22 protein-coding genes are annotated in these 19446 nt (G+C 54.3%); 15 read left to right on the top strand and 7 right to left on the bottom strand.

Annotation, left to right across the window (positions count from 1 at the left end):
• Position 1: 1 nt before the first annotated feature.
• From EVJ28_RS06790 to EVJ28_RS06775, 4 genes are all read left to right on the top strand, one after another.
• The gene (locus EVJ28_RS06790; protein WP_131488415.1) at positions 2–997 is read left to right on the top strand and encodes a glycoside hydrolase family protein; all 996 of its coding nucleotides are present in this window, start codon (positions 2–4) and stop codon (positions 995–997) included.
• A complete protein-coding gene (locus EVJ28_RS06785) occupies positions 994–1935 on the top strand; it encodes a glycoside hydrolase family protein (protein ID WP_131488413.1) in 942 nt (313 codons plus the stop codon). Before EVJ28_RS06790 ends, EVJ28_RS06785 begins: the two co-directional genes overlap by 4 nt.
• A complete protein-coding gene (locus EVJ28_RS06780; RefSeq protein ID WP_131456391.1) occupies positions 1932–2351 on the top strand; it encodes a GNAT family N-acetyltransferase in 420 nt (139 codons plus the stop codon). Before EVJ28_RS06785 ends, EVJ28_RS06780 begins: the two co-directional genes overlap by 4 nt.
• Before the next feature lie 130 nt (positions 2352–2481).
• Complete coding sequence (locus EVJ28_RS06775; protein WP_161566956.1) at positions 2482–3126, top strand: thioredoxin domain-containing protein; 645 nt, start codon at positions 2482–2484, stop codon at positions 3124–3126.
• A 19-nt stretch (positions 3127–3145) separates the two neighbouring features.
• On the opposite strand, the gene EVJ28_RS06770 is transcribed toward EVJ28_RS06775, so the two are convergent.
• A complete protein-coding gene (locus tag EVJ28_RS06770) occupies positions 3146–3799 on the bottom strand; it encodes an excalibur calcium-binding domain-containing protein (protein WP_131468744.1) in 654 nt (217 codons plus the stop codon).
• 215 nt (positions 3800–4014) lie between these two features.
• On the bottom strand, positions 4015–4275 hold the full coding sequence (locus tag EVJ28_RS06765; RefSeq protein ID WP_131464287.1) for a hypothetical protein: 261 nt from the start codon (positions 4273–4275) through the stop codon (positions 4015–4017).
• A 105-nt stretch (positions 4276–4380) separates the two neighbouring features.
• Between EVJ28_RS06765 and EVJ28_RS06760 the strand changes: the two genes are divergently transcribed.
• The 4 genes from EVJ28_RS06760 to EVJ28_RS06745 all read left to right on the top strand — a co-directional run bounded on the left by EVJ28_RS06760 (position 4381) and on the right by EVJ28_RS06745 (position 7380).
• Complete coding sequence (locus EVJ28_RS06760) at positions 4381–5622, top strand: UDP-glucose dehydrogenase family protein (protein WP_131456397.1); 1242 nt, start codon at positions 4381–4383, stop codon at positions 5620–5622.
• Positions 5623–5766: 144 nt separating this feature from the next.
• The gene (locus tag EVJ28_RS06755; RefSeq protein WP_131488409.1) at positions 5767–6102 is read left to right on the top strand and encodes a helix-turn-helix domain-containing protein; all 336 of its coding nucleotides are present in this window, start codon (positions 5767–5769) and stop codon (positions 6100–6102) included.
• Positions 6099–6842, top strand: coding sequence for an ImmA/IrrE family metallo-endopeptidase (locus EVJ28_RS06750; protein ID WP_131488407.1), 744 nt, complete (start codon positions 6099–6101; stop codon positions 6840–6842). Before EVJ28_RS06755 ends, EVJ28_RS06750 begins: the two co-directional genes overlap by 4 nt.
• Positions 6835–7380 (top strand): hypothetical protein, encoded by a 546-nt coding sequence (locus EVJ28_RS06745; RefSeq protein ID WP_131488405.1) that lies wholly within the window; start codon positions 6835–6837, stop codon positions 7378–7380. Before EVJ28_RS06750 ends, EVJ28_RS06745 begins: the two co-directional genes overlap by 8 nt.
• Positions 7381–7464: 84 nt before the next feature.
• Here the strand turns inward: EVJ28_RS06745 and EVJ28_RS06740 are convergent, their stop codons facing one another.
• Positions 7465–8556 (bottom strand): RNA-guided endonuclease TnpB family protein, encoded by a 1092-nt coding sequence (locus tag EVJ28_RS06740; protein ID WP_131488403.1) that lies wholly within the window; start codon positions 8554–8556, stop codon positions 7465–7467.
• A 531-nt stretch (positions 8557–9087) separates the two neighbouring features.
• Positions 9088–9561: a DinB family protein gene (locus EVJ28_RS06735; protein ID WP_131488401.1), complete on the bottom strand. Its 474-nt coding sequence runs from the start codon at positions 9559–9561 to the stop codon at positions 9088–9090.
• A gap of 130 nt (positions 9562–9691) precedes the next feature.
• Between EVJ28_RS06735 and EVJ28_RS06730 the strand changes: the two genes are divergently transcribed.
• On the top strand, positions 9692–10420 hold the full coding sequence (locus tag EVJ28_RS06730) for a DUF3784 domain-containing protein (protein ID WP_131488400.1): 729 nt from the start codon (positions 9692–9694) through the stop codon (positions 10418–10420).
• Positions 10417–10677 carry a hypothetical protein gene (locus EVJ28_RS06725; RefSeq protein WP_070328468.1) on the top strand — a complete coding sequence of 87 codons (261 nt, stop codon included), beginning with the start codon at positions 10417–10419 and terminating at the stop codon, positions 10675–10677. Before EVJ28_RS06730 ends, EVJ28_RS06725 begins: the two co-directional genes overlap by 4 nt.
• Positions 10678–10705: 28 nt before the next feature.
• Here EVJ28_RS06725 and EVJ28_RS06720 read toward each other — a convergent pair whose 3' ends face one another.
• The gene (locus tag EVJ28_RS06720; protein ID WP_131488398.1) at positions 10706–13411 is read right to left on the bottom strand and encodes an EAL domain-containing protein; all 2706 of its coding nucleotides are present in this window, start codon (positions 13409–13411) and stop codon (positions 10706–10708) included.
• Between the two features lie 114 nt (positions 13412–13525).
• Positions 13526–15355 (bottom strand): C40 family peptidase, encoded by a 1830-nt coding sequence (locus EVJ28_RS06715; RefSeq protein ID WP_236634074.1) that lies wholly within the window; start codon positions 15353–15355, stop codon positions 13526–13528.
• Between the two features lie 275 nt (positions 15356–15630).
• Here EVJ28_RS06715 and EVJ28_RS06710 point away from each other — a divergent pair, with 275 nt between their 5' ends.
• Positions 15631–17484, top strand: coding sequence for a sensor domain-containing phosphodiesterase (locus EVJ28_RS06710; protein ID WP_131488396.1), 1854 nt, complete (start codon positions 15631–15633; stop codon positions 17482–17484).
• A 195-nt stretch (positions 17485–17679) separates the two neighbouring features.
• On the opposite strand, the gene EVJ28_RS06705 is transcribed toward EVJ28_RS06710, so the two are convergent.
• A complete protein-coding gene (locus tag EVJ28_RS06705; RefSeq protein WP_131456405.1) occupies positions 17680–18123 on the bottom strand; it encodes a MerR family transcriptional regulator in 444 nt (147 codons plus the stop codon).
• A 314-nt stretch (positions 18124–18437) separates the two neighbouring features.
• On the opposite strand from EVJ28_RS06705, the gene EVJ28_RS06700 reads away from it, so the two are divergent.
• From EVJ28_RS06700 to EVJ28_RS06685, 4 genes are all read left to right on the top strand, one after another.
• Positions 18438–18650: a hypothetical protein gene (locus EVJ28_RS06700; protein ID WP_131456407.1), complete on the top strand. Its 213-nt coding sequence runs from the start codon at positions 18438–18440 to the stop codon at positions 18648–18650.
• A 73-nt stretch (positions 18651–18723) separates the two neighbouring features.
• The gene (locus EVJ28_RS06695) at positions 18724–18864 is read left to right on the top strand and encodes a YvrJ family protein (RefSeq protein ID WP_021066374.1); all 141 of its coding nucleotides are present in this window, start codon (positions 18724–18726) and stop codon (positions 18862–18864) included.
• 26 nt (positions 18865–18890) lie between these two features.
• Complete coding sequence (locus EVJ28_RS06690; protein ID WP_131470109.1) at positions 18891–19103, top strand: hypothetical protein; 213 nt, start codon at positions 18891–18893, stop codon at positions 19101–19103.
• A 30-nt stretch (positions 19104–19133) separates the two neighbouring features.
• Positions 19134–19346, top strand: a complete 213-nt coding sequence (locus EVJ28_RS06685; RefSeq protein WP_071398188.1) for a DUF2922 domain-containing protein — start codon at positions 19134–19136, stop codon at positions 19344–19346.
• Positions 19347–19446 lie beyond the last annotated feature (100 nt).

Raw genomic sequence — 19446 nt, 5'->3', positions numbered from 1 at the left:
AATGGCTGAGACGACGAAGACGACGAACACGACGAACACGACGTACGAATGGACGAACCGGCGCTTGCTGTTCAGTCCGGAACGAGATACCGACATCGATTGGATGGATGCATTCGCACAGGCGCCGTCCGTGCTCGAGCGCGATACGTATTTGCGCATCTATTTCAGTTGCCGGCCGAAACCGATCGATGGCCGCTACGTCAGCTATAGCGCTTACGTCGACGTCGATAAACGAGACTTCTCGATTTTGCGCGTGAGTGAACAGCCAGCGCTTTCGCTCGGGGAGCGGGGCACGTTCGACGAGTTCGGCATCTATCCGTTCTCGGCAATCGACGTCGGGGACGAGGTACACGCCTACTACGGCGGCTGGACACGTTGTACGTCGGTCCCGTTCAACGTCACTATCGGCAAAGCAGTGAGTCGGGACGGTGGCAAGACGTTCGAGCGGATCGGACCGGGACCGGTTTTGTCGTATACGCTCGATGAACCGTTCGTCTTGAGCGGGCCGAAAATCCGGCGCTTTGGAGACACGTGGTACTTGTTTTACATCGCGGGCCGGGAGTGGCTCATGCACGAAGGTAAACCGGAACCGGTGTACAAGATCCGTCTCGCCACGTCAGCCGACGGCGTGAACTGGGTGAAACAAGAGCGCGACTTGATCGAGAGCATCATCCCGGACGAGGCACAGGCGAGCCCAGACGTGTTTTATGAGAACGGGTCGTACCATATGTTCTTCTGTTATCGCGACGCGACCGATTACCGGAAGAATCCCGAACGGACGTATCGGCTCGGCTATGCGTCGTCGCCGGACTTGTTGAACTGGACGCGCGACGATGACGTCATGCGCTTCACCCGCTCAGACGTCGGGTTTGACGACGAGATGGTCGCCTATCCACACACGTTCGTCGTCGGCGGGAAGCGTTATCTGCTCTATCTCGGCAACGAGGTCGGACGGGCCGGTTTCGGCATCGCCGAGCGGAAGGAGGAAACGATATGAAGTGGCGGAAACTCGGGCATATTTTCGATCCCAAGCCGCACGGCTTTTTCGGGGACTATTCAGCGTTCGCTCAATCACCGCAAGCACTCGTCTTCGACGACTTCGTCCGCATCTACTTCTCGACCCGGGAGCCGGATGAGGACGGGACGTTCAAGAGCCATATCCGTTACGTCGATATGACACCGTCGTTCGAAGTGATCGCCGTATCGCACGACCCGGTCATCCCGCTCGGAAAACTGGGCACGTTCGATGAGCACGGCATCTTCCCGTTCCACGTCACGCGGACGGACACGGGCCTGTACGGATATACGAGCGGCTGGAGCCGACGCAAGTCAGTGTCGGTCGAGACGGGGATCGGCCTGTCGATCAGTCATGACGACGGGCATACGTTCGAGCGGCTCGGTGACGGGCCGGTGCTATCGGCGAGTGTCGATGAGCCGTTCCTCGTCGGGGACCCGTTCGTCTTCACGAAAGACAAGCTGTATATGTACTACATTTACGGTACGACGTGGAAGACGGGCCCGGACGGCGTCGCCGAACGGACGTACAAGATCGCGCTCGCGACGTCCGAGGACGGGCGCACGTTCACCCGGCACGGCCGCATCATCGATGATGTGATTCAAGACGAGAGCCAGGCGCTCCCGACCGTGTTCGAGGCGGGTGGCCGCTATCACATGGTGTTCTGTTTCCGTGACACGTTCGGCTTCCGGGACGACCCGACGCGCGGCTACCGGCTCGGTTACGCTTATTCCGACGACCTCATGCAGTGGACGCGCGACGACGCCTCGCTCGGTTTTGAACGGAGCGACTCGGGGTGGGATTCAGCAATGGAATGTTACCCGCACGTGTTCGAGATGAACGGGCGGCAGTATTTGCTGTATAACGGCAACGCCTTCGGACGCGACGGCTTCGGTGTCGCCGTCTTGGAGGACGTATGATCACGCTCGGCCGCGGGTCGGTCGCCGACTACGAGGCCCACCTCGAGGCGTGTGATGCGTTGTTCCCGACGGCACTGTCGGAGAGGATCGACTTGCACGAATATGCGCGTAAGCTGCATGACCGGGCGACATCGTTCGAACTGTGGGACGACGACCGGTTGATCGGCCTCCTCGCGGCCTACTTTGATACGGACGTCGCCTTCATCAGCCATATATGTGTCTTGCCGGAGGCGCCGAAAGGGAGCGGGCATGACTTGTTGGTCAGACTGTTCGATGAAGCGGCGCAGCAACATAAGCAGTTGATCCGGCTTCACGTCGAGAAGACGAATGAGCACGCCATTTCATTTTACAGAAAGCATGGCTTCGTCGGGACGGGACAAGCGGGGAACGATGTGATTATGGAGCGCGAAGCGTGAAGGTTCTGATTAGAATCGAAGCGCTTCTTTTTGTTTGGCCCGGGGAGTGTCAACAGAACGTCACTCGAGTTTTCATAGGAGGCGTGGTATAACAGACATATGTGAATAAATGAACATATGGAGGATGAGCATGAAACGTTTACTATTGATTCTATTAGGTGTGACGATGTTGGCGGCTTGCGGGACAAGCGAGTCGGATGAACGGGGAGAGCAGTTTACATATACGAGGTACGAGCTCCCGCTCGAAGATAAGGTCGCGCTCGGCGATGGTTCGCACGAGATCGTCTTCGTCTTTGACTACAGTTGCCCATGGTGCAAAAAATGGATGGAGAGCGTCTTGCCGGAAATCGAGTCGCGGTGGATCGAGACGGGAGAGGCGACGTTCAAAGGACAGCCGCTCGTCTTGTTGAATGAGCAGTCGCAACTGCTCGCTAGTGTCGATGCGAATGCGGAACAAGTGATGCCGGAACGGTACTATGCGTTGCAACGCCACATCGGGCTCGACGCCGAGACGGTCTCGGACTTTGGTACGGAGGCGTACGTCCAACGGCTCGCGGAAACGTTCGATGTGGACGCGGAAGCTCTGCTCGCGCCGCAAGTCGACGCGGGGATTCAAAACGCACGGCTCTATACGCGTGACCTCGGCGTCGAATACGTGCCGACCGTGTACGTGGACGGGATCAAGTTGCTCGATGCGTTCAGCTTAGAGGAGATGGAGCGGGTCATGTCTGGCGAGATTGAGGCGGGGGACCAAGTCGAGATGCCGAAAGAATGAACAAGCGACACCCTCACGTCTACTGGGTGTCGCTCTGTCCGCAGGCGATGCCGTCAAGATCGGTGTCGAACGACAGCAAATAGGCGTCGTGCTCGAGTGGGACACCGTCCGGGTAGACTGCGTTCAAATCGGTGCAGGAGCCGTACACCTCGAAGAACGCATCCGTCTCGTCGGCCGTGGCGACTGCGTCGTCTTGGAGGGCGGCTAGTTCACTTTCGAGTTGCTCGTTCAAGGCGTGCGCTTCCCGCAATTCGTCTTCGAGCGCGTAAATCTCGGTCCGTTGTGTCTTGATGACTTCTTCTAGATCGAACACTTTTTGAAACAAGTTGTCTTTCATCGTGTCTTCGCGGACGGCAAGGCGTGCCTCGAGTTTCTCGGTCACGTCCCGCTCGATTTGAATCGCTTGCCAGGCGAGGGCGTCGGCATGTTGTTCCTCGAGGGCGAGCAGGGATTCGTCGTAGTTCGCCTCGACCTCAGCTAAGTCGGCGCTGACGTGTAGCTTGTCTTGTTCCAAGTTGTAGTAGTAGACGCTCGAGCCGACGAACAGTAAATATAAGACGGTCGCGAAGACTTGTAGTTTGATCGGCTCGACCGGATGTTCGGCGAACCAGATGAACACGAGGCTGAGCGTGCTCGCCACGCATGCGGCCGTGATGAACGTCATGATCGTCATAGACACCCCTCTTTTCCTAGACTCTCTTTGACTATTCCTGTTTCGACTCGAAAACGAAGCGACAACGCGAGCATACTTTCAAGAAATCGAATCGACAGCTAGATATTGAACCACATTTATCACAGCGAATGTTCACGCGTCATACATATCGAAAAAGCAGGAGTTTCGGCAGATTCGTGGAATAAGTGCAAAAAGAAAAAAGCGTTCGACTGTCGTCAAACGCTCTTCTTGTCTTCAAGCTGTTGATTTTTCCGCCATTTCCAAATCACAAGACCGAGGACGAGGAAAATCGGAGCGGCCACCCAAGGACGGGCTTCGAGAATCGCGACAATTTCAAAGATGGACAACCATCCGCTGATCATGACGAGGATGAGCAACAAGGTTCGCAGTCCCCCCCGGACCGGAAACCAGTAATAGATGAATAACGTGATCAAAAAGAAAGCGAGCAAGCCCATGCGGTTAGTCCTTTCTAGCATCATTTTGACCAATTATAGCAGACAACATTGCGAGAGTGTTAGAGGCTTCCCTTTAAGACGACTTTTCGCTACAGTTGAAGATAGATTATTTAAGGAGGAACTAGCGTGAAATTTGGAATCATCGGCTTAGGGTATGTCGGATTAGCCACCCTGTGTGGCCTTGCAAAAGCGGGACATGAAGTCATCGGTGTCGAGAAAGACCAACCGAGACTGCGCCGCCTCATGAGCGGCCACGCACCGTTTCACGAGCCGGGTATGGCAGAAGTGCTCCAAGACTATGCAGACTCGATCACACTTACGGATAACACCGCCGACACAAATGATGTCGATTACTTGTTCTTGGCTGTCGGTACGCCGAGCAAGGAAGATGGCAGCTGCGACATGACGTTCGTCGATGCCGCTTTGTCTGAGATCAACACGAAGCAAAAAATCGTCATCCGCAGCACCGTGCCACCGGGAACGACCGACTTACTTAGCATCATGTATCCATTCCACACGTTCGCAGTCATGCCAGAATTCTTACAAGAAGGGCGTGCGCTCGCCGACGTCCTTAAACCGCACCGCGTCGTCATCGGCAGCGGAAGTCTTGAAATCAGCGAAGAACTCGCCGGCATTTATGGCCGTCTCGGTGTGCCGATTGTTTGCACGACACCGATCAACGCCGAACTGATCAAATACGCCTCGAACGCATTTTTAGCCACAAAAATCAGTTTCATGAACGACTTGTCACGCCTCGCGGATAAAGCTGGCGCCGACATCGCGACGATTGCCGACGGGATGGGGCTTGACCCGCGCATCGGACGTTCTTACTTAAACGCTGGTCTCGGTTACGGCGGCTCGTGTTTCCCGAAAGATATGAACGCGCTCTTGAACGTCGCGGCCGAGAACGAACTCGACTTGCCGGTCATCCGTGCGGCGATTCAAGCGAACGATGAACAGATCGCCTATGTCGCATCGAAGATCGAACACCGCCCGAACCTGCGCGTCGCTTTCCTCGGTCTCGCCTTTAAACCAGGGACGGACGATATGCGTGACGCACCGTCGATCACACTCGCCAATCACTTACGGTTACGTGAAGTCGAAGTCGTCGGCTACGATCCGCTCGCGAAGTGGGAGTACCGTCAAGCGTTGACACCAGAAGAGGCGCTCAAAGGAGCCGACGTGGCGATTCTTGTCACGGAATGGGACGAACTCGTCAACTTGAAACCGGAAGCGTTCGCCGGGATGCGGACGAAACGGTTGATTGACGCACGCAACGCATGGAAGTATGCGCGCGACCCAGAAGACGTCGAGTACGAAGGCGTCGGCCGCATGCAGGGCAAGACGAACACACCGTCATCGAAATGACCATTCATATAGAACTCTCTTTTCATCGTAGGATGAGGAGAGAGTTTTTTTTAAAAACAATTGAGGGATATTATCGTTCGTTATTTTATAATTTTGTAGTCGTCTACAAGAGGTGTTATAATTATTTTGAAAGAAGGTGGCATCATGAAATCAAATACAATCATCGTGAACAATATAAAATCAAGGCTACAAGATAATCAAAAGTCGCATCAATGGTTAGCTCAGGAAATCGGGGTCAGCAAGGCAATGGTCGGTCATATGTTGAATGAGAGCCGTGTCATCCAACCGCAACGTATCGTTTCTATCGCGAAGGCATTAGGCGTATCGGTCAACGAATTGACAACTGATGCTTCAATGAGGGAAGAACGCATGACGGTCGAGTTGCGAGGGACACTCTCAAATCGACGGGCCAAAATGGAACTTGAACGTTTGAAATTTGCGGTGGAAGACTATGTTGGTCTCAAGAGTGAGCAAAGATGAAGCCGTCAACACGAATAGCTGAAGACACGGCAGAAGCGTTCGCAGCCGACTTCTTAGATCAAGTCATTGATAGTCACGTCTTCATTGGCGCTTACATCGAACAGGTATTGGCCAAACGCGCGAACCTCATTTTTCAATATGTCGAGGACGACTCTTATTACGGTGTCGCCATCAAGCATATGTCAGGAGAAGAGTTCATCGCCCTGAATTCTTACCAACCGCTGCGTATGCGTTACTTTACAGCGGCCCATGAACTATGGCATTTGTCTGAAGCAAGCGAGTGGCAAGTCAACGGGTTCGATCACGAGCGGGCGGCCGACCGGTTCGCAGCCGCGATCATGTTGCCGAAGAGTACGACAAAAGAAGTCTGGGAGAAGCTTAAAGACGGCTATGATACGAAGTCCGCCATCATCTATTTGGCCGATATGGCCCAAGTGCCATACGTCTCGGTCGTCCGACGACTCCGAGAACTCAATTATCGATTCTCTGACTTGAGCGAACAGGAAGTCGATTGGCGCAAGGAACGGAATCGTCTCGGGATCGCTCCGAGCCCATTAGATCAACCCCAACGCTTCGAGTCATTTCCAGCCTATGAACAAGTGGTCGTCAAAGCAGTAGAAGAAGAACGATTGACACGATTGAGCGCTGCGAGCAAGCTCTCCGTCTATCGACCCGAGCTGGCTCGAGCGTTACAAGAAGATGAGGTCAGTCGTCTACAAGAGGATGCCACCCATGATTAATGAACCGGTGTTCATCGATGCGAACATCATCATCCATGCGGCAAGTTTTCGACAAGCCGACGTCTTTGATTGGATCAACAGCCTGTATGGACAAGTTCTTATCCATGTTGAGGTATTGAATGAACTGAAGACATCTTCGGTTAGAGAAAAGGTCGACGCGTTCATCAATGAAGGGACTTGGGTGCTATTCGATCCTGAATCGGAAGCGTCGATTGCGTCGGATGAACTCTATGACCTTTATCTAGTTTATCTGACAGAAGTTCGTCTTGCGTTTCAACAACTGGATGAAAAGAAAATCAGAGAAGGTCGGCCACTCAAACATACGAGTGACTTGGGTGAAATCCATAGCCTTGCTGCTGCACGATTGATCAGCGCTGGCTTAATTTGTAGCGATGACGCGGACATTCGAGAAGTCATCACAGACGCTAAACTGTACATCGTAGATCTAGAGGAGAAAGAAACATTGATTCGTCAGCATACCCTCATTGATTTCTGTATACATGTGAACTACTCACCACTTATTTGCTTCGCAACTTGAAGTGGGAGCTTCTTGGGAAGACCGTGCTTTGACCAGCCACGGTTGTGGACCAAGCTCGTCGGGCAGTCCCTGCCCTGGGGTGTTTCAGTCGGCGAGGCGCAACAGGTTGAGGCTCGCGTTGACGTCGCGGTCATGGTGCGTGCCGCATGCGCCACACGTCCACTCGCGGACGTGCAGGCCCTTCCTGCCGCCGTTCTCGCCGCAGGCCGAACAGACCTGGGTCGAGGCGAACCACGGGTCGGCCATGATGAGCGTCCGGCCGTGGAACCTGCATTTGTAGGCGAGCTGACGGACGAACTCGCCCCACCCGGCGTCCCCGATCGACTTCGCCAGGCGGCGGTCCTGCATCATCTCCCTCGGCTTCAGCGTCTCGACCACGACGACTTGGTTCTCGTCGACGATGCGTCGCGACAGCTTGTGGAGGAAGTCGTGCCGGCGGTTCCGTACCTTTTCATGCTTCTTGGCCAATAGGAGCCGGGCCTTCTCGCGGTTCCTGCTGCCGGGCTTCTTGCGGGAGAGCGCGCGCTGCGCCCGTCTCAGCCGCGCCTCGGCCTCGCGCAGGTTGCGCGGGTTCGGGACCTTCTCCGTCACCATCGCGTCGTTCGTCATGACGGCGAAGTGCCCGAGGCCGAGGTCGATCCCGATCTTGTGCTCGGCCGGGACCCACGGCTCGTCGTCCTGCTCGACGAGGAGCGACACGAAGAACTTGCCCGTCTTCGTCATCGACACGGTCGCCGACCGGATGGCCCCGTCGAAGATTCGGTGCTGTGTGAACCGGATGAACCCGACCTTCGGCAACCGGACGTGGCCCCCTTCGATGCGGATCGTGCCGTGCTGGTTGTTCGTCGTGTAGGAGGCGCGCGATTTCCGTCTCGACTTGAACACCGGAAAGCCGGCCGTCCCGGCGAAGAACTTCGCGAACGCCGCGTCGAGGTGAAGCTTCGCGTTGGCGAGCGCGAGGCTGTCCGCCTCGGCGAGGAACGGGAACAGGGGCTTGTACGAGGCCGGTGTCGGCAGTTTTCGCTTCGGCCCGCCGCTCGCCTTCGCCTCCTCGTGGATGGCGATGCGGTCCTCGAGCAGCTTGTTGTAGACGAAGCGGGCACAGCCGATCGTCCGGACCAGGAAATCGGCCTGTGCCGCCGTCGGGTGGAGCCTGTATTTGTAGCCCTTCAGCATGTCTCCGCCTCCTCCCGGCCGATGATCGTGATGAACGTCTTCCTCATCCGATACCCGCGGCGGGGGAAGGGAAAACTGACGGAATCACGAACTTCTGTTCGTCATATCTGTCACAGGGGTGGCCAAGAGGTTTATGTACGGGCGATTCATCTCCCACCTACGCTGGGCTTCGCCCCAGACGCTTAGAGGTGGGAGAATTCTCGCTTAATTATGTTAAATGTGCTCGATCAACACATTGATGAGATATGAATACGATGTTGCATCATCAAGACAAAAAAGTACCCAATATGCGTCGACTTATGACGCGGCTTGGGTACTTTTCTTCATGTCAGACATTATCCGATAGCTTGTTTCGCTCCCGAAGAACGGCGAGCAGGACCTGTTCCTGTAGGCGGTTCTCGAACGTCTCTTTTTAGTTTAGCAGTCACATGTGGTCGATGCCCGAGGTGATGAGTGCGATGGCGTCGAGCGGTTCGGTGAAATAGTAGCCTTCCTCGATCATGCGCTTCAATCCCATCAGCGACAGATCTGTTAGCGGTTCGTCTGTTCTTTTGTCGGACCCATGACACCGGGGACGTGTTGTCCGGCCTGGCGTAAAAGTACCGTCATCTGACCGCGGTGATGCGTCTGATGGTCGATCATCATGCGGAGGACGGCGCCGCGCGGCGTCATCTTCCCGTGGACGTCGACTTCTTCTAGCAAGTAGTCATCTGTAAAACCGTCAGCGGCGCTTGAGATTTCTTGCGCGTATCGCTCGTACTGGTCGGCGATCGTGCTCGCTTGATCGGGCTGGGTCAGGCTCTTCAAAGCCGAAAGACGGAAGCCGAGCAAGTTCGTGAAGTAGCCGAGGGCGGTCGTGACGTGCCAACCGATCCAACCGAGTGAGTTATGGTCGGGGACGATTTTTTGGCCGAGTGCGTCATCGGTCATGGCGCGGAGCACGTCGAGCGTGCCGGTCGATGATTTTGTCCAATCCTGTTTGAAGTCGTTAACGTTCCGATACATAAACTAACCTCCTTTTGCATATTCTACCGCTAGTATACGCATGCGCCTTTCGTTCGCGCACGTCTGATGATCCGATGAAACATTTCGGTCGGTTTTCTCGTAGAATGAAAGAGATAGGAGGGACTCGTCCATGTGGATTCTTATATTTGCAGCACTGCTCATGTTTGTCCTCGGGTTTGCCGTCCACAAGTTAGAGTGGCATTCTCTCATCTCGGGCTATAACACGATGAACGAAGAAGACAAGGCACGTGTCGACATCAAACCGGTCGCACGGTTGATTGGTATCATGTGTTACGGCATCGGGTTCATCTTTCTCATCATCGTGCTCATTGATCGATTCGGACTCGTCGTCCCACTCGAGCCGCTCGTTATCGTGCTCATCCTGTTCATCGTCATCATCCTTTGGCGCGCCCAAAAGTATGACGGGAATATTTTTGACGACACGGGACGGCTTCGCCCGGGCGGTAAGAAGAAACTCATCCCGATCGTCCTCGTCTCTGTGCTCTTGCTCACGGTCGTACCGGGGCTCCTGCTTTGGTTCTCCCAACCGACGGAGGTGACACTGACCGATACGGCAATCGTCATCGAGGGCAGTTACGGGCAGACCGTGCCATATGACGAGATTGAAGCTGTGACGATGTCGTATTTACCGCAAATCCACCGTCGAACGAACGGGGCCACAATCGGTTCTCGTCTGACGGGGCATTTCCGGACGATGAGTGGGGAAGATGTGCTGTTGTTCATCGACCGTCGCATTGAAGCGGTCATCCGTATCGATTGGAGCGGTCAGCCGATTTACTTGAATCAGGAGTCATACGAAGCAACGGAACAATTATATGAGGAGGTGATCACTCGATGAGTCCATGGTACGCGCGCAACATGCCGTTCTTTTTCCTGACGTTCTTTTTTCCGCCGCTCGCGCTGCTCTTGCTCGTCTGGCAGTGGGACAAATTTACGACGGACCGGGGCATCAAACTGTTTTTCGCGGTCGGGATGACGGTGTTCATCGTGTTCGGTCTATTGCCGCGTGGCACGCTTCCGGTCATCTTGCCGATCATCTTCGGCTTGATTGCCTTAAAGCTCGTACTGAACGTGATCAGACGAAAAAAAGGCTGACGCGCTAGACGTCAGCCGATCGGGACGCTCACTCAGGGCGTCCTTTTTCTTCGTTCACCCAAGCCTCGAACGCGTCAGGTTTGAGCGCCGGGGCGTAGTAGTAGCCTTGTCCGAGCTCGACCCCTTCGGCAATCATCCGTTCGAGGTCTTCCTTCGTCTCGATGCCTTCGGCGAGGGATGTGAGCGCCTGCTCGCTCGCGAAGCGTGAGACGGCACGGAGGAATGATGTGCTGTCTTTCGCTTTCCCGCTGACATACATCCGGTCAATCTTCACTTCTTGGATCGGTAAGTGCCAAATCGCTTCGAACGAGGCGTAGCCGGTGCCGAAGTCATCGATCGACAAGCAGTAGCCGAGGTCGGCGATGTCCTCGAGCCGATCGAGCTCGTTCGCATGTGACATGATGTCGGCCGACTCGGTCAATTCGATTTTCAAGCGGTCCGGCAGCCACGGATACGTCTCGATCAAATCACGCAGCTTCGTGACAATCGACGGGTCGACCGAGTGGGCAGACAAGTTGTACGACAACGAGACGCCGGAGAATGACGTATCGCGCCAAGCGACGAGCTGGTTGATGACTTGGTCGAGGATCGAGTGAGATAACCATAAAATCTGGTCTGACCGTTCGGCAATCCGGATGAACTCGTTCGGCGGGACGTGACCGATATCCGGATGCTGCCAACGAGCGAGCGCCTCGGCCCCGACGACGCGTCCAGTTGTCAATTCGACTTGTGGCTGGTAGGCGACGGTGATGTGTCCTTGCTCGATCGCCTCGGGGAGCGCCTGTTCGATCAAGGCGGCCCACTGCAGCTGGGCGAGGATGCTCGCGTCATACCAGACGAACGGCGTCCGCGTCTCTTTGGCGTGTTGGAGTGCTCGCGTCGCCTCGAACAAACAATCTGTATAGTTCGGCGTCGTGTGTGCCGCCCCGATTTGAACGTGGACGGTCTGTCGTTTTTGATTGATCAACAGTTCGGTCGGGAACAGCTCCATCAGTTCATGTTCGTCGAGCGTGTTGAACCCTCTGACGTACAGCATGAGCGTGTCGTCCCGATAGCGGCCGAACAAGTGATGCGCATACTTCTCGAGCCGGTCCTCGACGTGACGGGCAAACTCGGTCATGAGCAGGTCAGCATAAATCGTATCGTACCAATCGACGAGATGGTGGAAATCGTTCAACTTGATTAAGAGGAACGTTCCGTCGATATCTTGTTTTTCCCACGCTCGCATAAAACCGTACTCGTTATACAGTTCGGTGGCGAGGTCGAATCGGACGAGGCGATCGACTTTCCGTTCACGCTCGACGCGCTCGGTCTCATCTTCGAGGATCAAATAGTACGTGAGTGTCTCTCCGCGCTTGAGCGGGATGATTTTCGCGTTCAAGAAACGGGCATGTTCTCCTTTTAAATGCAAAATGAACTGGGCGCTCGTCCCGTGCTCGGTCACACCTTCAAGTGCTTCCTGAAACAGGCGACGGCCTGTGTTGGTGAACAGCTGATTGATCTCGTACAAGTTCCGTTCGCCGAAGAATTGGCCGAACACATCGTTCCGTTCGATAAAGTTATAGGCGTCATCAATCAACGCGATGGCGAGACCGGTCTCTGAGAACAGGGACGACCAACGCTCGTGATAGCGAAGCAGGTCGTTCGATTTCGTCTCGAGCGTGTTGACGGTCGAATGGACGCTCACCGCGATCTCGCGGAGCTCGTCCTCGATACCGCGGAAGTCATGACTGGCCGGGAATGACGCCTCGACCGGTTCGGTGCTCGGGTCGATGGCGAGCGCACGGGCCTTCAAATGACTTAAATCATGGGCATACATTTTGCGTGTACAGCAAAGCGCGGCCAAGAGCCCGGTCGAAAGCAGCAGTGTCGCGAGCAAGACGAGGACGGCGAGTGTCCCATATCGGTTTCGTTCCTTCAGGAGCAATGACTCGGTCGACGAGCGGATGGTCTGGAGCGCTTCATGCGAGTCTTCGTAAAATTTGGTCCCGTTGACGTAACGCGCCTCGAGCGTCGAGCCGCTCGAAGTCAGTCGTCCCAAAGCTAGGGCGCTCTCCGTTAAATCAGCAATCGATTTCGATTGCAGAGCAGGATTCGTTGCGATAATCTCTTCAAGTAAACGCGCTTCGGAGGCGATGGAGGCGAGTTCGGCTTCTAATTTTTCTCGGTCCGGCGTCTCCGCCAGCAAGTTCGTCACGTTTTGGACGAACGTCATCTGCATCCGCATGACGGCGTCGGTCAACTCGTAGACTGTGTTCGCTTGGGCGGTCCGCTCTAAGCCTTGGTAGAGCCAGCGTCGGTCAATCGATTCGATGACGTCAAACGGGACGTTGTCGAATTCGCTTAACTCGCCGTCGAGCGTCTCTTCTAATCGTTCAGAAAAAGAGAGGAGGGCGTCCCGTTCGCGTTCGTGGACCCCGGTCTCGAAATCGTCGAGCAGCTGGGTGTTATACTGGAGCGCGCGTTCGCGGTAAGGCGAGGACAACAACGCCGTCGGCTGACCCGAGTTCAGTTCGTACAGTTTCGCGGCCTGGTGGAGGACGAGGTAAGACTCGACGCTGGCAAGGTCGGATGCATGGTTCAAGTTCGTCACGGACTGATCGACGCTGACGTGTTTCTCTTTCCAGTAATAGCTTAATCCGAGACCGAATAACAACACACCGACGAGGCAGGCGACAGCAAGTACCATCGTATAGATCCGGTACGGAATTTTGGCGAATCGGTTGCTTCCCATCGTACACTCCCTTTCTACCCTTCCTATCTTATATCGCATTTCGAGTCTTTCAAGTGAAATCCTGCTAACTAAAAAAAAACCCGACAAAGGTCGGGTTTTCAAATGCGTCAAAGGTCACGGTCGCTTATAGCCGATGAGGCGTGATTTCCAATACGGCTCTTTGCTGATTTGATTGTAGCCGAGACCAAACGTCCCGGCGTGGATGAACGTATCGGCGTCGATCATGATGCCCATATGGGACGGACCGGCCGTATACGTGTTCTCGAAGAAGACGAGGTCACCAGCCTGGGGCACGAACGATTTGTCGAGCTGCGGCCCGAAGTAAGACCCGGCCCAATAGTTGGCGACGTTCGTCCGCGGGATTGAGACACCCGCTTGATTGAACGCGTAATAGATGATGCCTGAGCAGTCAAAGCCGCCGTTGACCGGACTAGATGACGCCCAAATGTACGGCGTCCCGACGTATTTCTTCGCGACGGCGATCGTCGCGAGCCGGGTTGCTTGGGCGGTCTGTCCGTTGACTTGGGTGACGAACGCTTTGGCGACGAAGCCTTGCGTCCCGTTCTCGTTGACACGGTAGTGTGTCGCCGTCTCGCCGACGACGTTCAACAGTCCGCCGCGGAGCGTCGACCCGACGACCTGACTCGAATCGTTTTCTTGGGCGCGGATCGCGGCCGGACTTGCTGTATAGAACGTATGTGAGTCGAACGACCCGCTGACCCATGTCGGTGCTGTCGTTGAGCCTTTCGGTACTTCTTTGACGAACGAGGCTGCGACGAAGCCCGTCGTGTTGCCGATATAAATCTGGTGCCAGCCGTTTGCCGTCTGGACGACGCGGAGCGTCTGGCCGGCTTTGACGCTACCGACGATGGCGGAACTCGTCGACGCAGAAGCACGGACGTTCAAGGACGGGGTATTAACGACGTAATCGACCGAAGTGTTCCCAGCCCCGGCGTCACCTAAGTTCGGTGCGACCGGTGCACTCGGTGCGGTCGTCGTCTGTTTCAAGTAGCCGGCACTGACATAACCGCTCTTCCCGTTATATGTGACGTAGTACCAAGTGCCGCTCTGTTTCGTTGCTTGCACGGTCGCGCCGTTCGGGATCGTCGTGACGAGCGCGAAACCGATGCCTGCTCCTTTACGCACGTTCAAGTTCGCCGTCGTGACGAACGATTGATTGACGCTCTCTTCTTTCGGCGCTGCCGGTGTCGCCGGCTGACTCGGTGAAGGTGTGGCAGGTTGACTCGGTGAAGGCGTCGCGGCGGCTTTCTTTAAGTATGTAGTGGCGACAAAGCCTGTCGTCGAACCGTATTTGATGTGCGACCATGAACCTTCGACTTTGAGGATCGTGACCGTTTTTCCTTTCGGGATCGTGACGAGTACGTTCGCCTTTGTCGATTTCGAAGCCCGGAGGTTCAAGTTGACGGTCGTCTGTGACGTCGATTGGGCGGTCGGGCTGACGGTGCTCGTTGATGCCGTCGGCTTGGTCGTTGCTGCCTTGGCTGTACTGAGATAATCGTTATGTACCCAGCCGGTCTTCCCGTTAAAAGTGACTTGCGACCACTTACCGCTCGTCTTGAGCGGTTTGAGCGCTTGACCTTTCGGGATGGTGAGCAAGACATTATGGCTCGTACCGGCACCGGTGCGAAGGTTCAATGCAGCGGTCGTCACTCGATTTTTGCTTACCGCCGTGCTCGTTGTCGTGAGTACGGTCGGTGATCCGGCCAAGTGAAGTGTTTGTCCGATGGCGATTCGGTCGGTCGTCAAGTTGTTCATCGACTTGAGTGTCGCGAGCGGGATGTGATGCTGTTGGCTGATCGACCAAAGCGTGTCACCGGCTCGGACGATATGGGTGCTAGCGGCGGACGCTTCTTCGGCCTGGGCGAGGACGCTTACGGCGGCGATTGCGGCGAATGAGTACATGAGGCCGGACTTGTGATTCATGGAGTCACTTCCTTTAATATAATAGAGTCATTCATGACGGGTAACGATACACGTTTATTGTACGGTGCTGAGAAACCGGGAAGCAATGGTGGAAAGGACTCATTCGAGCGATATTCCTTGAAAAGCAGGTCAATATTTTTTGATAGGTCTGTCAGATAGATACCTCCTAAAAAGAGGGAAATTAAAAATTGACTTTCTGTTGAATTTTGGAAGGTCTCGTATTTGTGCTTCATGCTATCATTAAGGCAAAACTGTTTGAACGAGGGTAGGGGACTATGATCGAGGGGAACTTTTCAACACAAACATACCGTAAACATCAAGCGAAACTGTTCGAACTCGTACGGATGCCGGACGTGTCTGATGCGACAGTCGAGCAGGCGATCAGCTATATGTGCGAAGTCGTCGCGGATATGCTCGAAGTCGACACCGTCTCGATCTGGCACTTCGATGAGGCGCAACACTCGATCAGTTGTCAAGTCGCGTATTCAAAAGATAAAGGCATCAGCAAGCCGGCATTAACGGTCTATCGTCAGGATGCGCCGGTCTATTTTGATGCGCTCTGCACGAACCGTGTCCTCCTGTTTGAGAATGTCCGGACGCACGAATGGGTGAAAAATTTATATCAACAATACTTCGTCGAAGGACAACGGGTTTACTCGATGCTTGACGCACCAATCTTTGCGGACGGACAAGCCCGCGGTGTCATCTGCTGCGAGACATACGAGCTTCGGAAGTGGACGTATGTCGAAGAGCTGATCGTGAGTACACTCGCCGATTTTGTCGCTATTTTATATAGTCGGCTCGAACGTCAGTCGGTCGAACAACACATCGCCCGGCTCGCCTATACGGATGAATTGACAGGACTGATGAATAAGAACGCGTTCATCGAACGAGTCGACCGGATGCGGGACGAACTCAATCATCACCTCGGGTCACTCATTTACGTGAGAATCGATGAGTTCCGCTCTGTCGAGGACGCGTTCGGCAGCGAGAAGGCCAATCAATTAATCCAGGAAATCGCAGATCGGCTCCGTCTCGTCGTCGATCCGGCGATGATCGCCCGAAGTTCTCAATCCGGGTTCGTCATATGGACACCGTACGGCGACCGGATCAAAGCGTACGGGATTGCCGACATGCTTTGTGAGACGGTGACGAACGAGCCGTTTACCGTCGATGAACTGGATGTCGTCTTGACGATGAGTGCCTTTATCTCGATTGAGGATAAGGCGCGCTCGACGCTCGAGATGATTCACACGACACGGATCGCCGCTAGTCATCATCATGTCCAACGCGGTGGCATCATCTTCTATGAAGAGAAGATGGGAGAGAAGGCGACGGCCCGATTGACGCTCGAGATGAATTTGCGCAAAGGGCTCGCGTTGAACGAGTTTGCGCTCTACTATCAGCCGAAAATTGACGGGTCGACCGGACGGCTTAACGGTTTTGAAGGGCTCATGCGTTGGATCCATCCGGAAAAAGGGCTGATCCCGCCGCTTGACTTTATCCCGCTTGCCGAGTCGACCGGTGTCATCATCGCCCTCGAAGAGTGGGCGCTCGAGGAGGCATGCCGCCAATTGAACGCGTGGCACGCCTCTGGCCGGACATATCACTTGGCGCTCAATTTGTCGGCCCGTCACTTCCTATCAGAAGGCGTTGTTGAGAAGTTCGCCCGTGTCGTCGAAAGCATGGGTGTCTGCCCGAACTATTTGACGTTTGAAATCACGGAGAGCGTCGGAATGGAGAATCAGCAGCACGTCATCGAACGGTTCATCGCCTTCCGCACGCAAGGTTTCTCGATCTCGATCGATGACTTTGGGACCGGTTTCTCGGCGTTCGTCTATTTAAAGCATTATCCGATCCATGAGATCAAAATCGACCGTCAGTTCATCCAAGCGACGGAGAACGACCCGACCGGAAACGTCATCGTCCAATCGATCATCGAGCTCGCCCGCGGCCTCGGTTTAAAGACCGTCTGCGAAGGCATCGAGACGACCGAGCAGCACGACGCACTCCGTTTGCTTGGCTGTGACGAGATGCAAGGGTATTACTTCTCGCGTCCGCTCCCGATTGATGAGCTCGAGGCGTGGATTGAAGCTTATAACAATGAAAACAAGGATTCGCTCCGTTGAGCGAATCCTTGTTTTCATTGTGGCAGGTCAATCTGAATCGTCGTCCCGACACCGAGGTCACTCGTCACGGTGACCGTGCCCCCGTGTGCCTTGATGATGTCCCGGGAACGGTTATAAAAATAGACTCAAATCGAGTTCAACTCAAAAAGCCTTTCCCGACGATCAACGTGTCGTCGGGAAAGGCTTTTTGGGTGCTCATGCGAGTGAACTTTCTCGCTCGGCTAATTCGTATTGGAGTATGTACGTCAATTCTACATGTACTTGATCTGAAAAGTTAGTCTTTCTGACGTGCGTACGTGGTCGTAATCCACATTCCAAAGCAATATCGATGATTGTCCGAATCTGATTTTCCGTATAAAAACGTTTGCGTCCCATCGTGAACGGGGTCGGCGGTAAGACGCCGTCCGTCTCCCATTTGATCAACTGTTGCTGGCTGCGTGGGATGCCGGCGACAGTGAAGGCGCGACTCAATTCTTTAAGCGGATAGACAATTAAATGGCGTCCGTTATATTGAAATGGTTTACCTAGTTCGGGACGATATGCATCCCATTCGGTCGCAAAGAACGTTAAATCGATCGTGTCAACTTCAAATTGAGCGGAAGGAATTGGCGTGGCGAGTGTGATGTCTAAGTTGTTCATCTAGTGTTAGCTCCTTCTTCAAGTCTGCCGGGTGGTAGTACCCTCCCTCGTATAGTACCCTATTTTCAAAAAATTAACTGTTCATTTTTTGAAAGCGTGGAAATGAATTTATGGGACTTTCGATGCGGTTGTGAAATTTACACAACGTCTATAAAAATACCCTAAATGGTATGGCGATGCAAGTCATAGGAATGATTTGAGGCAGATATAACGACTGCTTGATGATGTGGTTCAAAAGTCACGGTTAGAAAATTTGCGGTTTTTGAGCAAAACGGTTTTAGTGTCGGTTAATAAGGGCGAAGGAGGTGAGACATATGGCAGTGTATCGAGAATACGCAAGCGTTTTTTATCTCGACACGAAACGGCTCGTTGACGGCAAGGAAAAACGTCAGCTCGTCCGCTTCGGTCCGCTCGGTGCGCGGATGGAGACCGAGGAGATCAAACAGTTTGGCGACTTGTTGATCCCGTTACTCGCGGTCGAATCCGCTACGTACGTCGTGTCGCGTGAATTCCACGTGACCGTCTAAATTGGAGGCTCCCACTTATGCTAATACCCCCTCGTCCCGCCGCTCACAATCGGCACGATGAGCAGGTGGTCACATGAGCTGGCCCGAACTCATCTCAAATCTCGGATTCCCGATCGTCGTCTCGCTCTATCTGCTCCATCGGATCGAGACACGTCTTGAGCGGATGATTCAGCTGCTCGAACGTCTGGACTCCACCTATCCGTCTGAATTGTAACCACTCCCCGAAAGGAGCCATCCCCTATGGCACAGCTGACAGAAAAGAAAGCCACGCTCGTCCTGACGACGCACCATGACCTCGAAAGTTTGAAACCGACGAAGAAGACGCAACGGTTCGGTCCGATTCGTTCAGCGCTCACGGCAGATGTTGCCGACTCATATGGTCAGCTCATGCTCGATCTTCTCGAACATGAAGATTTCACCGTGTCGGTCGTCCGCGAATACGACTTAGCCTAATCCACTCACATTCTAAGGAGGAAATGAACCATGACTGAGACAAAACTAGAGATCGCCTTTTTGGACACGTTTAATAAAGTTGCCCGCTTCCGTTTGAACAACGTCAAACAACCGGTCGACCCAGCGAAAGTGCAAGCGCTCGCCGACTTCATGGTCGCGAACGACCCGCTCGGCAAAAACGTCGTCAAGTGGACCGAGATCAAGATGATCGAAGGCACCGAGACGGTGTTGAACATCCAATAATCGAACCCGGAAGGTGACTGAGTTTTCAGTCACCTTTTTTTATTTTGGTCAATCCGCTTTAAACTTCTCAATTTCAAGACGATAAAGAATGAAACGTTGT

The sequence above is a fragment of the Exiguobacterium sp. SH3S3 genome (assembly GCF_004337115.1).
Taxonomy (GTDB): domain Bacteria; phylum Bacillota; class Bacilli; order Exiguobacteriales; family Exiguobacteriaceae; genus Exiguobacterium; species Exiguobacterium aurantiacum_A.
Note: the sequence above shows the minus strand (reverse complement) of the source record. Positions and strands in the feature narration are given on the sequence as shown.